Annotated in this window: 11 protein-coding genes; 5 read left to right on the top strand and 6 right to left on the bottom strand. The window is 32.1% G+C overall.

Annotated elements, in window-relative coordinates; all coding sequences use genetic code 11:
- The first annotated feature begins 41 nt into the window (after nucleotides 1–41).
- From neuC to OLM52_RS08420, 5 genes are read left to right on the top strand one after another with little or no spacing between them, the layout of a single operon-like run.
- On the top strand, nucleotides 42–1,166 hold the full coding sequence (neuC, locus tag OLM52_RS08440; protein ID WP_264548098.1) for a UDP-N-acetylglucosamine 2-epimerase: 1,125 nt from the start codon (nucleotides 42–44) through the stop codon (nucleotides 1,164–1,166).
- Nucleotides 1,166–2,599 (top strand): MBOAT family O-acyltransferase, encoded by a 1,434-nt coding sequence (locus tag OLM52_RS08435; RefSeq protein ID WP_264548097.1) that lies wholly within the window; start codon nucleotides 1,166–1,168, stop codon nucleotides 2,597–2,599. Before neuC ends, OLM52_RS08435 begins: the two co-directional genes overlap by 1 nt.
- Complete coding sequence (locus tag OLM52_RS08430) at nucleotides 2,599–3,495, top strand: hypothetical protein (RefSeq protein WP_264548096.1); 897 nt, start codon at nucleotides 2,599–2,601, stop codon at nucleotides 3,493–3,495. Before OLM52_RS08435 ends, OLM52_RS08430 begins: the two co-directional genes overlap by 1 nt.
- Nucleotides 3,479–4,855 (top strand): hypothetical protein, encoded by a 1,377-nt coding sequence (locus tag OLM52_RS08425; protein WP_264548095.1) that lies wholly within the window; start codon nucleotides 3,479–3,481, stop codon nucleotides 4,853–4,855. Before OLM52_RS08430 ends, OLM52_RS08425 begins: the two co-directional genes overlap by 17 nt.
- An 8-nt stretch (nucleotides 4,856–4,863) precedes the next feature.
- Entirely contained in the window at nucleotides 4,864–5,424 is a 561-nt protein-coding gene (locus OLM52_RS08420) for a hypothetical protein (RefSeq protein WP_264548094.1), read from the top strand.
- 29 nt (nucleotides 5,425–5,453) lie between these two features.
- Here OLM52_RS08420 and OLM52_RS14325 read toward each other — a convergent pair whose 3' ends face one another.
- The 6 genes from OLM52_RS14325 to OLM52_RS08395 all read right to left on the bottom strand — a co-directional run bounded on the left by OLM52_RS14325 (nucleotide 5,454) and on the right by OLM52_RS08395 (nucleotide 14,049).
- Nucleotides 5,454–5,678 (bottom strand): response regulator, encoded by a 225-nt coding sequence (locus OLM52_RS14325; RefSeq protein WP_413614406.1) that lies wholly within the window; start codon nucleotides 5,676–5,678, stop codon nucleotides 5,454–5,456.
- 166 nt (nucleotides 5,679–5,844) lie between these two features.
- Nucleotides 5,845–6,813 (bottom strand): hybrid sensor histidine kinase/response regulator, encoded by a 969-nt coding sequence (locus tag OLM52_RS08415; protein WP_264548093.1) that lies wholly within the window; start codon nucleotides 6,811–6,813, stop codon nucleotides 5,845–5,847.
- Between the two features lies 1 nt (nucleotide 6,814).
- Nucleotides 6,815–7,246, bottom strand: a complete 432-nt coding sequence (locus OLM52_RS08410) for a response regulator (protein ID WP_264548092.1) — start codon at nucleotides 7,244–7,246, stop codon at nucleotides 6,815–6,817.
- A gap of 127 nt (nucleotides 7,247–7,373) precedes the next feature.
- Nucleotides 7,374–8,303, bottom strand: coding sequence for a sensor histidine kinase (locus OLM52_RS08405; RefSeq protein ID WP_264548091.1), 930 nt, complete (start codon nucleotides 8,301–8,303; stop codon nucleotides 7,374–7,376).
- An 11-nt stretch (nucleotides 8,304–8,314) separates the two neighbouring features.
- A complete protein-coding gene (locus tag OLM52_RS08400; protein ID WP_264548090.1) occupies nucleotides 8,315–9,916 on the bottom strand; it encodes an ATP-binding protein in 1,602 nt (533 codons plus the stop codon).
- Nucleotides 9,913–14,049, bottom strand: a complete 4,137-nt coding sequence (locus OLM52_RS08395) for a PAS domain S-box protein (RefSeq protein WP_264548089.1) — start codon at nucleotides 14,047–14,049, stop codon at nucleotides 9,913–9,915. Before OLM52_RS08395 ends, OLM52_RS08400 begins: the two co-directional genes overlap by 4 nt.
- Nucleotides 14,050–14,058 lie beyond the last annotated feature (9 nt).

The raw sequence follows: 14,058 nt of genomic DNA, 5'->3' as shown, positions 1-14,058 counted from the left end.
ACCAAAAATCCTATATTTGCAACGCTATACCCATTTATAAAATGTCTAAAAAAATCCTATTTCTTACGGGTACTCGAGCCGATTTTGGTAAAATAAAATCGTTGATTCAAGTTTTGGAAACACATCCAAAATTTGAACCTTATATTTTTGTAACGGGTATGCATTTACAAGAAGAGTATGGTTATACTGTATTGGAAGTTGAACGTTGCGGTTTTTCAAATATTCACACTTTTGAAAATCATACACACGAAACTACTATGGATTTAACTCTAGCCAAGACTATTGAAGGATTATCTATTTATGTGAAATCGTGTGCGCCTGATATGATTGTGATTCATGGTGATAGAGTAGAAGCATTAGCTGGTGCTATTGTTGGAAGTTTGAATAATATTTTAGTGTCACATATTGAAGGAGGTGAAGTTTCGGGAACTATTGATGAATTGATTCGTCATTCTACCAGTAAAATGAGTCATGTACACTTTGTTTCTAATAAGCAAGCAAAAAAGCGATTGCTGCAAATGGGTGAATTAGAAGCAGCTGTTTTTACGATTGGTTCACCTGACGTAGATATTATGTTTTCGAATAACTTGCCCGATTTAGCCACAGTAAAGCAATACTATGAAATTCAATTTGATACATATGCTGTTGCTATGTTTCATCCAGTAACTACTGAAGCAAAACACATGCAAGAATATGCAGTTAATTTTGTAGAAGCGTTACTAAATGACCATCATAATTATGTAGTGGTTTTCCCAAATAACGATTTAGGCAGTCAAGCCGTTTTAAAAGCGTACGAAAAACTAAAAGGAAATCCGCGTTTTCGCATTTTTCCTTCGTTACGTTTTGAATATTTTTTAACCTTATTGAAAAAAGCACAGTTTATAATTGGAAATAGTAGCGCAGGAATTCGTGAAGCACCTTATTATGGCTTACCAATTATCAATATAGGAACACGTCAGCAAAACAGAGCGTTGCATGCTGATATTATCAATGTAGATTATACCACTGAAAGTATTATAAATGCGCTAAACACCATTGATTTGCATGAAATAAAACCTTCAGAAAATGATTTTGGAAAAGGAAATAGTGCCGAATTATTTTTGAAATCGCTTTTAAATGAAGATATTTGGCAACTCAATCATCAAAAACAATTTAAAGATAATTAATGTTTTTCAATTCCTTTTCTTTCGCTATATTTTTACCCATCGTATTTTTACTGTATTGGTTGGTATTTGCTAAAAATAAAACCACTCAAAACGCTGTATTAATTGTTGCGAGCTATTATTTTTACTCTTGTTGGGATTGGCGTTTTTTGTTTCTATTGGTGTTTTCTACCTTGTTAGATTACTTCAGCGCCATCATGATGGAAAACAGTACTTCGAATAAAAAACGAAAGCTGTGGTTGTGGATTACTATAGGAATCAACTTAGGATTTTTGGGAATTTTCAAATATTACGATTTTTTTGCACAATCATTTGCTGATTTGTTACTGGGTTTTGGATTTCAAACGAATCCTGTTTTATTAAAATTAATTCTTCCCGTTGGTATTTCATTTTACACGTTTCATGGTTTGTCGTATGTTATTGATATTTATTACAAACGTATCACCGCCGAACGCAATTTTATCGATTATTCGCTCTTTGTAAGTTACTTTCCTCTGTTAGTAGCTGGACCCATCGAAAGAGCGACGCATTTATTGCCACAAGTAAAAATCAAACGCCATTTTAATTTTGAAAAAGCCAAAGAAGGGGTATATCAAATTATTTGGGGTTTGGTAAAAAAAGTAGTGATTGCCGACAGTTGTGCTGCCTATGCTAATGCTGTTTTTGATAACTACGAATCGATGAATTCGCTGTCTTTGATTTTAGGCGCTGTTTACTTTGCCTTCCAAATTTATGGGGATTTTTCAGGCTATTCCGATATTGCTTTAGGCACGTCCAAATTATTTGGAATCGATTTATTAAAGAATTTCAATTACCCATATTTTTCACGTGATATTGCTGAATTTTGGCGTCGTTGGCACATTTCCTTGTCGTCTTGGTTTCGCGATTATTTATATATTCCGTTAGGCGGAAGTCAAGGAGGTATGTGGATGAAAGTGAGAAATACATTTATCATTTTCTTAGTGAGTGGATTTTGGCATGGTGCCAATTGGACCTTTATCGTTTGGGGATTGTTGAATGCGATTTACTTTTTGCCTTTGTTGCTTCAAGATAAAAACCGTTCCAATATGGGCGAAATCGAAATGGGTTGGAATTTAGGTAGTATAAAAACAATTCTAAACATTTTAGGTACTTTCGTCTTAACAACCATTGCTTGGATTTTTTTTAGAGCCAAATCAATTTCAGAAGCCATCGGTTATATCCAAAGAATGTTTACCGATTTTCATTTTGAAAGTCAGTATTTGAATAATGAGCGTTATAATTTTGAATTGTTGCTTTTAGTGTTGGTTTTTGTGATGGTCGAATGGTTCAATCGTTCAAAAGTAGAACCCTTATCAGGCAAAGCAAGTTGGGTAAAAGTTACTTTGGCAATTATAGCTTTATTAGTTTTAGGTGTGTATTCCGATTATAAAGAATTTATTTATTTCCAATTCTAATGAAACAGTTTTTGCTTTTTATCGGAAAAATACTTTTAGTGCTATTGTTGGTTGCGTTGACGTTGGATTTTATTTACACTAATGTTTTTGCGCAATCGAAAACGAGAAATAAGGTTGAAAACGTTATCAATTCTGAAGCGCAAAATTATGATGTCATTATTTTAGGGACATCAAGAGCCAATAATCATTTTGTATCCGAATTGTTTGCGAAAAAAGGTTTGAAAACCTTTAATTACGGCATGAGTGGTGCGCATTTGTTTGAAACTTCTTTGCTATTAAAATTGATGGTAGCACGAGGTTGGAACATCAAAAACATCATTATAGAAACCGATTTGAATTTATCGAATGAAAAACGCGATGATGGTACTTTTGGCCGTTTCATGCCCTTTATGCATCAATCCAAAATCATCACCGAACATTTTAAAAATGAATCCGATTTTACGGAATTGTATTATGTGCCGTTTTACCGATACATTCAATTTGATAGTAAAGTAGGGTTTAGAGCTTTTTACAAAACGTTGCATCAAGAGCCTACGAATACATTGGATCATCAAGGCTATTATCCGTTAGGGTTTAACCCAAAAGCCAATATGAAAAATAATATTGCAAGTTTAGTGCCTTTGCGTAACCGTTATTTCGAAGAAATTAAGCAAATTTGTAAAAGTAACAACATCAATTTGATTGCGGTAACTACCCCCATGTGTTCTAATGTAAAAGGAATGGACTATTTTCAAAAAGTGAATAAGTTGTATCCGGAAATCAAAGCATATGAACATGTGGTGCAAGGAGACGACTATTTTTCATCGTGTGGGCATTTGAATGACAAAGGTGCACGATTGTTTACCACTAAAATTATTGAGGATTTAGGATTAGATACGAATGAAAAAAAACAATAAAATAGTATTACTTTTTCCTGATGGTGTTGGGATTCGAAACTATTTGTATTCCGATGTATTCAAAGGAATGGAAAAAGAGTTGGTTTTATTTCATGCTTTTGATGCCAAAACAGAACAAGCAGTTAAAGAGATTGCAGCGATTCAAAATACCTTACGTATTCCTAATTATTCAGAATCATTAAACGAAAAATTTTTAAGAGAATTAATTTGTTTAGCTCGTTTAAAACACAATGCTAAATTAGTCCGTAATCCTACGATTTTAAGCAATTGGAAGTCCAATCATAAGGGCGTTTTTAAAACTTTATTTTATAGTTTTGTCGAAATTGCATCTTATGGATTTGCGAATTATAAACGTATTTTAAAACTAGAGCAATGGTATCAAAGGGCCATTAGAAATTCGAGTTTTTATAATGAAGTACGACAGATTCTAGTGGATGTTGCGCCTGAAAAGCTATTTTGTTCCCATCAAAGAGGAGTGCAATGTGCTCCCATTTTTGCTGCAGCACAAGATTTAGGAATTGAAGCCATTACTGTGATATATTCATGGGATAATTTGCCTAAAGCTAGAATGGCGTTGCAAGCTGATAAATATTTGGTTTGGTCAGATTATATGCAAAAAGAACTAAGATTATACTATCCTGAAATCAAAGCACAGCAAGTTTTTGTGACAGGAACACCTCAATTTGAATGTTATCTCCAACCCGAAAACATTATTCCGAAAGAAGTGTTTTATGAAAGATATAATTTAGATTTACATAAAAAAATCATTTGTTATTCTGGCGATGATGTGTTAACTTGTCCTGATGATCCACAATATTTATCGGACTTAGCGGAACAGCTGCTGCATCATAATTTAGATACAGAGTATCAAATTTTATTACGTCGTTGTCCTGTAGATATTTCGGGTCGATTTGACGTAATTGTTTCAAAATATCCTAATTTGATTAAGCAAGCACCACCTCTTTGGAATTTTGAACCCAACAGTAACTGGACTACTATTTATCCATTACCAGAAGATATAGCATTATTGGTCTCAACAGTATATTACAGTGCTATTGTAGTTAATTTAGGGTCCACTATGGCATTTGACTTTGGGATGTTTAAAAAACCTTGTATTTATATCAATTATGACCAAGATGTTAAGATTAATCCAAATTGGTCTGTGCAATGGATTTATCAATTGCAGCATTTTAGGAGTATGAAAGATAAGGATGCAGTACTTTGGGTTAACAATAAAAATGAAATCAAAAATAGTATTGTAGTAGAACAAACATCAGAATCATTTGAAAGTTGGAAAGAAATCATATTGTCAAATTATAAAACTTCATCAGAAAGTATTAAATCTGTATTAGAATTATGAATGAATTCATGAGTTTTATTTTAAAAAATGTTTACAATTCCTTACAAATCAATTCAAAAATGATTGATTTAGCTTTTGTTTTGACCGTAAAAGATGTAAATTATCATTTTCCAGAATTATCTGAAAAGGAGATAAAAAATAGAATAATAAATAATAATAATGAATTAGCTATTTTCTTGTTTCGATTAGGACAGATTGTTCAAAATGAAGGTTTGAATGAGTTGAAACCACAAATTCATTGGTTATTAAAGCAGTATTGTAGTTGCGAAATTTATTTTAATAATGAAATTGAAGAAGGGTTTTATGTGGTTCATGGTCAAGGTATGGTAATTGGAAGTAGAAATAAAATAGGTAAAGGTTTTATTGTTCATCAGGGCTGCACAGTTGGTCACAAGAAAAATGGTGTTGGAAATGGGAATGTTATTGGTGACAATGTTACTTTGTATGCTAATTCATCTATTATAGGAGAGTTGAATATTGGAAATAATGTTGTGATTGGAGCACATGTTTTAATCACTAAAGATATACCTGATAATTCAGTTGTAACGGTTAAAAACATTAGTTGTTGAATTTAAAAACTAAATGATTTTACTAGAATTTAAAATGTAAAGAATTCCTCTTTTACTCGTAAAATATTTTCTTTGCTAATCGGTTTAGAAATGAATTGCAAGATGCATTTATAGTCTTCTGATTTTCTTTTTTCCTGTTCGCTGGTGGAGGAGGTGAGTAAATACACTTTGAAATTTAGGGGTTTGATGATGGGTTGCATCCGGTCTAAAAATTGCCAACCATTCATTTCGGGCATGTTAATGTCTAAAAACACGTAGTAAATTTCATTGGTTGTATTGCTTTGTGAAAAAAAGCTAAGGCATCACTTCCGTTATAAAACACGATGGGGTTTTCTAAAAAGCCTGCATTGACAAGCATTTTTTTTAAAATTAGTACCGAAACAGGATCATCGTCTATTATAAGCAAGTGTTTCATAGGCATCACGCATTACATGAAATTTCTTTAGATTTATGGATGATTTCTTTGATTATTTTATCCAATTCTTGTGCTGAATTATTTAATATACCTACTAATTCTTTGGTTTCTTCTGTGGTACTTTCATCGTCTAACACCAATTGTACCAATCCTAAAATTTGCGATAACGGCGCTCTAACGACATGCGATTGTGTCCAAGCAATTTCTTTGAGTTTTTCGTTTTGTAACTCTATTTCTTTGATGTGGTTTAAGCTTTTGGTAATGTCGTTGGCAAGTATTATTTTGGCTTTTTTGCCATTAAAAATAATGGTATTGCTTCTGCTGTCTACAAAAATATGCTCGCCATTTTTCTTTTTATGGGTTACAATGTTGTTGGTATTCTCTTCGATTTCATCTACAAATAAAGTTTGCACTGTTAGTTTTAGAAATTCTTCATGGGAATAGCCATATAGTTGTACAGCGGCCGCATTTACATCTAAAAAAACGCTTGTTTTGGCATCATAAACACAAATTGGAATTGGACTAAGCTGAAATAAATCGGAATACAATTGTTCGGATTCTCTTATTTTAACTAGGTTTTTATTTCTTTCAATGTTGTAAACGATACTTTTATATAAAGTAGTACTGTTGAGGTCGTCTTTGAGTAGATAATCTGAAATACCCAGGGCTAATGACGTGGTTGCAAACGAAAAATCACTGTGCCCAGTGAGCACAATGATTGGAATATTTTTAGAAATTTTTTGGACTTCAATAATGAGGTCAGTACCATTTTTATCGGGAAGTGAAAGATCCAGAAAAATAATGTCAATAGCAGTCGTAATACGTTCTTTAAAATCAAACAAGTCTTTAAATGTTTGAAAATGAAAAAGCGTAGGGTTTTCGATTTTTTCGTTTAAATATTCTTCAAACAAAATGAAATCGCCTAAGTTGTCTTCGACTACTAGTAACGTATAATTTTTCTTGTCTTTCAACATTTTATTTAGGGGTAGGTAATTTTACAATGTGTAGCCAAAATTTCCCTAAGGAGTTTATTACATCAAAAAACACAGTAATGTCTGCTGGTTTTGTAATGAAACAATTGGCGTGATTATCATAGGTAGCGTTTATATCATTTGATGAGGATGATGTAGTTAAAATTATAACCGGAATGTGTCTTGTAAATTTGTTTTGTTTGATGTGGTTTAACACTTCAATACCATTTAATAGTGGTAAATTGATGTCCAATAGGATTAAATCAGGTAAGTTTAAACTAGTGGTACGGTCTTCCATTGATAAATAATTGAGGGCTTCTTTACCGTTTCTTGCTACGATTAGGTTGGATTTAAAATCAGCTTCCTCAAACGCTTCTGTAGTAAGTACGATATCTCCTTCGTTATCTTCTACAAGTAGAATTTTTGCTTTTTTCATGAATGTGTTGTTTAATTGGGGGCAGTTGTTAAGCCTAAAGATACAAAATATCTATTACTTTTTCATAAAAAGTGTAGAATTAATTCTACGATTTTTTAAAATCACTTATTGTCAATTGTTTAAGGGATTATTTTTTTTCATTTTTAGGCAATTTTATATAAAAATCACTCCCTTTATTTACCACCGATTTCACCCAAATAGTGCCTCCTAGATTGGTTACAATCTTTTTTGTAATTGCTAAGCCGCTACCAGTGCCTGTAGTGTCTTTTTGATTTAGTTTTTGAAAAAGCACAAAAATTTTAGTAAAATATTCATTCTCAATTCCTATTCCGTTATCACTTATTTTAAATAGCCATTCGTCTTTTTTGTCAATTGCTTCAATATGAATGCTTAGCGGTTTATTTTCTTGTTTGAATTTAATTGCATTGTCAATTAGGTTTTTAAAAATAATTTGTATTAATGTTGCATCTGTATTGATTGTTGGTAAATCTTCAACTATTATTGTTGTGTTCGTCTCTTTAATTTTATCCTGAAACTGATTTTTGATTTCTTTGATAATACTGTTAAGATTTACTTTTTCGAGGTTGTCATTTTTACAGATTTTAGAATATTCGAGTAAGTCTAATATAATTTGGCGCATTTTATTGGCTGCTTCTACTGCAAAATGAATGTAGTTTTTTCCTTTTTCATCGATTTGATTGTCGTATTTTTTCTCTAAAAAAGTTAAAAAACTAATTACCGTTCTACTTGGTTCTTGTAAGTCGTGAGACGCTAAGTTGATGTATTGCGCTAATTCATGGTTTGTTGTTTCTAATTCATTGGCATATTTTTTTAGCTCATTGATTTTGAGGTTCATTGCGTCATTGTGTTTTTTTAGTAGCACATATAACATTAGGCCCGTTGCAACGATGTAAAAAATGCCTTTTACATTTTGAAAATAAATCATCGATTCCATATCGCTTTCGCTGATAAAGGTTGAGATGATTTCATCGCTAACTAAAATCCAAAGGATTCCAACCAAGCAATATAGAAAAGTTACTTTTAATTCTTGTTTCATTTTACATCCTTTTAAACGTTTTTAGCAATCGTAAAATAAAAGGTACTTCCTACATTGATTTCTGAGGTTACCCAAATTTTACCGCCTAAGTTTTCTACTATTTTTTTTATGATAGCCAATCCAATTCCGTTTCCAGAATCATCTTGGCGAATGTTTAATCGTTGGAACAAAATGAATATTTTTTCAAAATATCGTTCTTCAATTCCAATCCCGTTATCTTCTACAGCAAATCCCCAATGGTCTTTGTCTACTTCAAATTGTTTGATACTTATGTTAACAATTTCATCTTTTTTGGCATACTTGATGGAATTGCTGATTAAGTTTTGAAATATTTGCGTTATTGGTGATTTAAAGCAAGTAATAGTGGGCAAGTTTTCATAAGTAATAATTACTTTTTTGTTGTCAATTGCATTTCTATGATATCCTACAATTTCCTGCACTAAATCATTTACATTAATTGCTGTGGGTTCTTCATTGTATTTTCCAACTCTTGAAAATTCTAGTATATCTAAGATGATGGTTTTCATTCTTTTAGCTCCGTCAACTGCATAAAAGATGTATTTCTTTCCTTTTTCATCTAAAACATCATTGTATTTTTTTTCTAATAACGATAGAAAGCTTGAAATCATTCGCAAAGGTTCTTGTAAGTCGTGCGAAATGATGTAGGCAAAATATTCTAATTCCTTATTGGTTGATGAAAGTTCGTCGGCTCTTTGGTTTAAAATAGTGTTTAATTTTTCTAAATCTTTCGTTTTTTCATCCACTAGTTTTTTTAATTTAACGGGTTGTATGGCTAATTCTCTGATAAAAAAAGCTACAATTATACTTAATAGTAACCCAAAAGCACTAAAAGCCATGGCTCTATTTTTAAAATTTGGATCTTTTAGTTTTACGTGTAAAAACCAATCTCCGGAAGCGATATAGGTTTTGTGTGTAATTCCTTCGCTGAAGTCGATATTGTTATTAAAAAAATCGATTTTATTTTTTCCGGTTACTTGATATTGGAACCTTTTTTTACTTCCTGTACTGTCTATTCCAATTGCTTTATGAAGCGTTTCTTGTTTTATCAAGACGGCTGAAAAACCCCATAATTTATTGTTTTTATAGATGGGTTCTCTACCCACGATACCTACGCCTCCTTGAATTAGATTAATAGGACCTTCAAAAAAGATTCTATTGCCTTGTATTGCTTTTAGAATGGCAATTTTATGCAATCTGTTTGAAGCAATGTTGTATCCTATTGTGGGTTCATTTCCTTTTAAAGGATAGGTTTTAATAATGGTACTGTCTTTAATTAATTGCAAGGCATCAATGAATTCATTTTTTGCTAATAAATCTTTAGAAACGATATCAAAATTTTCGTCTTGAAGGTTTTTTTCTGCAATGAATCCAATTATTTTTACGGCATTATGGCTGTAATTAATAGCGTTTTCTAGCTGGTTTTTGATGTGATTGGCTTCTTCTTTGACTAATAAGGTTTCATTTTCTTTTTCAATGGTAAAAATTTTAAATGCAATGGTTTGGGTAATGATAAACATTGCCAAAAAGGCTAATAAGGCTAATTGGTTGGTCCAATAGTCTAGTGCTTTAAATATTTTTTTAAATAGTTTCATTTTCTAGGTATTGTAAAATAAAAAGAGCTGCCTTTTTCTATTTCAGATATAACGCCAACTTTACCCCCAAGACTTTCCACTAGTTTTTTTACTATGGCAAGTCCCATACCTGTTCCACCATATTCATTTTTCGTGTGTAATCTTTGAAAAATTATAAATATTTTGTGAAGGTATTCTTTGGGAATTCCGATGCCGTTATCGGTTACTGTAAAGGTCCAAAATTTGCTGCTTTTTTTATAGGTTATGGAGATTATGGGCTGGTGGTGGTTCTGTTTTTGATATTTTATGGCATTACCAATTAAGTTGTGAAAAATTTGAATCAACGGTGATTTGTAGCCATTGATGGTAGGTAAATCATCAAACTGTATTACAGCATTGGTTTCGTCTATTTTTTGTTGATTCATTTTAATTACATCATTAATGATGGTATTGAGGTCAATTGCGTTTCTTTCTTCTTCGTCATTTTTTCCTACTTTGGAGTATTCTAAAATATCTAAAATAATTGTACGCATTCTGTTTGCACCATCTACTGCAAAATCGATGTATTGTTTGGCTTTGTCATCTAGTTTTTCAGCATATTTATTTTCTAACTGCGTTAAAAAGCTGGTCACCATTCGTAACGGTTCTTGAAGATCGTGCGATGCAATATAGGCAAATTGCTCTAATTCCTTATTGGAATTGATTAGGTCTTTGGTTTGTGTTTCTAGTTTTTTGTTTAATAATTTTAGTGATTCTTCGTTTTCTTTTAATTGCGTAATATCTTGAATAGCACCCACAATTCGAATGGCTTCTCCAGATTCTTTTCGAATAATAATACCCCTATTTATTACTGCGGCATACTTACCATTTGCTTTTTTGTAGAGGTATTCTTTTTCCCATTTGTACTTTTGTGGGTCTAGAATTGTTTTTTTTAAGGATTGAATTACTTTCGTAGCTTCTTTGTCGTGTACACGACTTTTTATTAATTCGATGATATTGATGTCTCCAATCTTTTTAGGTACTTCATAACCAAAAAGTCGGGTGAAACCATCGCCTCGATATAATGTGTTTTTTTTGATGTCCCAATCCCAAATGGCATCGTTTGTGGCTAAAGTAGATTTTTCAAAACGCTCGTTTGAGGCACGTAGATCTTCTTCGTGTTTTTTTGTTTTAGTAATGTCTTTATAATACACCGAAAGCCCATTTTCTGATGGATAAGCACTGATGTCTAACCAAATGTTTAAGAATTCAAAATAATCTTGGAAGTAAATACTTTTTCCCGTTTTTACAGCGGTTTTATAATTTTCTTCATATATAGTTCCCACTAAATTAGGAAAGGCCTCCCAAAAGACTTTACCTAATAATTCATCTCTATTTTGTCCAACTATGCGCTCAGATTCTTTGTTCCAGTAAGTAATTCGCCAGTTGTTGTCTAATGTAAAGAAGGCATCTCCAATACTTTCAAGAATATTGTTGCGTTCAATTAGTGTGTTTTGTAATTCTTTTTGGGTGTTTTTTCTTTGAATAGTAGCTGCTAAATTTGAGGTGATGTTGTGTAAAAAAGAAACTTCACTTACGGTCCATAAGCGTTCTTCATTGCAATCATCAAAACCAATAAAACCTTCTAAAATGTCATTAATCATAATCGGTAGAACCAAACAAGATTTTATGTTTTGAAGCGCTAAAACTTCTTTAAACTTTTCATCTTCGACTTGACTTGTAATGGCAGAAAATAATTGTTCTTTATTTAATTTACAGAAAAAGGGCTTGAAGTCTTCTACCGAAACATTTTGCAAAAGCGGATTTTCAATTTGTGCGAAAGCAGTATCTTTTGTCCATTCTATTTTTTGACTACAAGTTTGTTTACCATTTACAAGTTCTTTATTCATTTCAAAATAGTAAACCCGATCAACATTAATAGCGTTTCCTGTAATAGTTAACACGTTGTTTAACGAGTTGTACCAATCATTAGATTGCAACAATTCGGTAATAATTTCGGTAATGGCTTCTAAGTAGTTGTTTTTCTTGGCAAGTTCTAGTTCGTTTGTTTTTTGTTTGGTAATATTTTGAACACTTCCAATTATTTTATGGTCTTTAAGTGCATGATTCTTTTTTATTTTCCCAATGCAACGCACCCACTTCGTATTTTTTTGTGGTGTAATTATTCTGAATTCGCTGTCAAAGTCATTTTTGTTTTTTATTAAATCGTTCAATTTTTTTGAGACAGCAATGCGGTCTTCTTTATGGATTAATTCCACAAATTGTTTGATGTCGATTTTTGTTTCTGCGCTAATTTCTAAAATATCGTGTATTACATTTGATAAGTAAAAAGGGGCATTGGGTGTTGTGGTGTCATATTCCCAACTTCCAATTTCGGCTAGAGTAGCTGTTTTTTCAAATAATAATTTTAGTTCGGTAATATCAGTTATGTTTTTGCCGTATGCGAATGCGGCGTTGTCGTCACCAAAAACATCAGAAGAGCTCCAAGAAATCCACCTGTATTCTCCGTTTTTTGTGCGGTATCGGTTTGTAAAGTTATTCGCATTTCGTTCACCAGATATGGTTTCGTTATATTCTTTGTGGGTTTTATTTACATCGTCTGGATGCAAGAAGTAAGTAAAAGGTTTTGCAGCAATTTCTTCTTCAGTATAGCCTAATAATTCACAAAATGCGGGATTGACTTTTTTGAAATACCCTTTATTGTTGGCAATTGCCACAATATCGGGTGCAGCTTGAAACATCAAAAGGTGCATTTCTTCTTGTCTTTTTCTGTGGATTTCTGCTCCAAGAAAATTTTTAATTTGTAAAAAAGGAGTTATTTTGGTTTTGTCTTTTGTGAGATCTTCGTTGGAATGAATTACTAAAACGGCTTCTATATTGTTGTTGTTAAAAAGAGGAATTCCCATGGAAGAGTTAATGCCAGTTGCCTTTGCAGCTGCATTTCTAAGGAATTTTTCTTCCATTTTGGTTTTATTCCATATTTCTTGTTTTTGGTTTTTCCACACTATTCCTGGTAAACCTTCACCTTTATTGAAATTTGAAATGTTTTTGGTTTTTTTATAAAAATTTTCCGTTTTAGAGTTTTTGGCATGCCAAGCCATTAGCTTTACTTTTTCTTTATTGATGTCTAATACCCATATCTCGGACGCCAGGAAAAAAGGTTCATTGGTTAAGAAATTTAGTACGTCATCTAAAATATGATTTAGTTTTTTGTCTTCTTTAAAATAGGAGGAAATTTCGTTTTGAATTCTTTTTTCAAGTTCTTGTACTTTTTTGTCAGACACATCACGAAGCACTCCAATTTTTTTGATGACATTTTCGGCGATGTCTCTAATTATAAAGGCATTTTCTTCTACAAAAGCATAGGTGTTGTTGTTTTTTTTGAGTCTAAATTCGGCTACCCATTTATTTTCTTTTGGGTTGGTAATAAAATTTTTCCAATTCGTATGGTATTGTTCTCGGTCCTGAGGGTGGATTAATTGCAACCACTCCAGAAAATTTTTAGGTTTATTGAGTGCAGCATATTCAAAAATTCGACTAAAACTTTCTTCCCAATGAAATTGATCGGCTTTCATTTCCCATTCATAAATAACATCTCGCGTGATTTTATTGATGAGTTCAAATTTTTCGTTACTTTTTTGGAGTGTATTTTGGCTTTGAATTAAATCTGAAATTTCTACACTATTGATGACAAAACCGCCAATGGATTCCTCTTTTCTTAAGTCGGTTCCTACACTTCTTACCCATGCCCATGAATTGTCTTTTCTTTTGAATCGGTAATAAGGTGGTTTTACTCTAGGTTGGTATTCGAGTTTTTTAAATTCATTTACTAAGAAGTCTACTTCATCTGGATGCATAAAGTAGTAGGCACATTTGCCTACTAAATCAGTTTCGGAATATCCTAAAATACTAAAATAATTTGGGCTCACATAACTATATATTCCTTTGGAATCTACAATTGCGGTCATGTCAGAACCTTCTTGTACCAGCGATTTGAATCGTTTTTCGCTTAATGCCAATTTGTTTTCGCTTTCTTTTTGTTCCGTGACATCTTTAAGCGAAATAATTAGACTTGCATTGTCATCATTAGGAAAAGACATAGCTCTTGAGTTTACATCAAGAATTAGTTTTGATTTACTTTTTTTAAACGTCATAATGTTTTG

This window comes from Flavobacterium sp. N2820 (assembly GCF_025947285.1).
In the GTDB taxonomy this organism is placed as follows: domain Bacteria; phylum Bacteroidota; class Bacteroidia; order Flavobacteriales; family Flavobacteriaceae; genus Flavobacterium.
The sequence above is the reverse complement of the archived record's forward strand: the minus strand, read 5'-3'. Positions and strand labels throughout refer to the sequence as shown.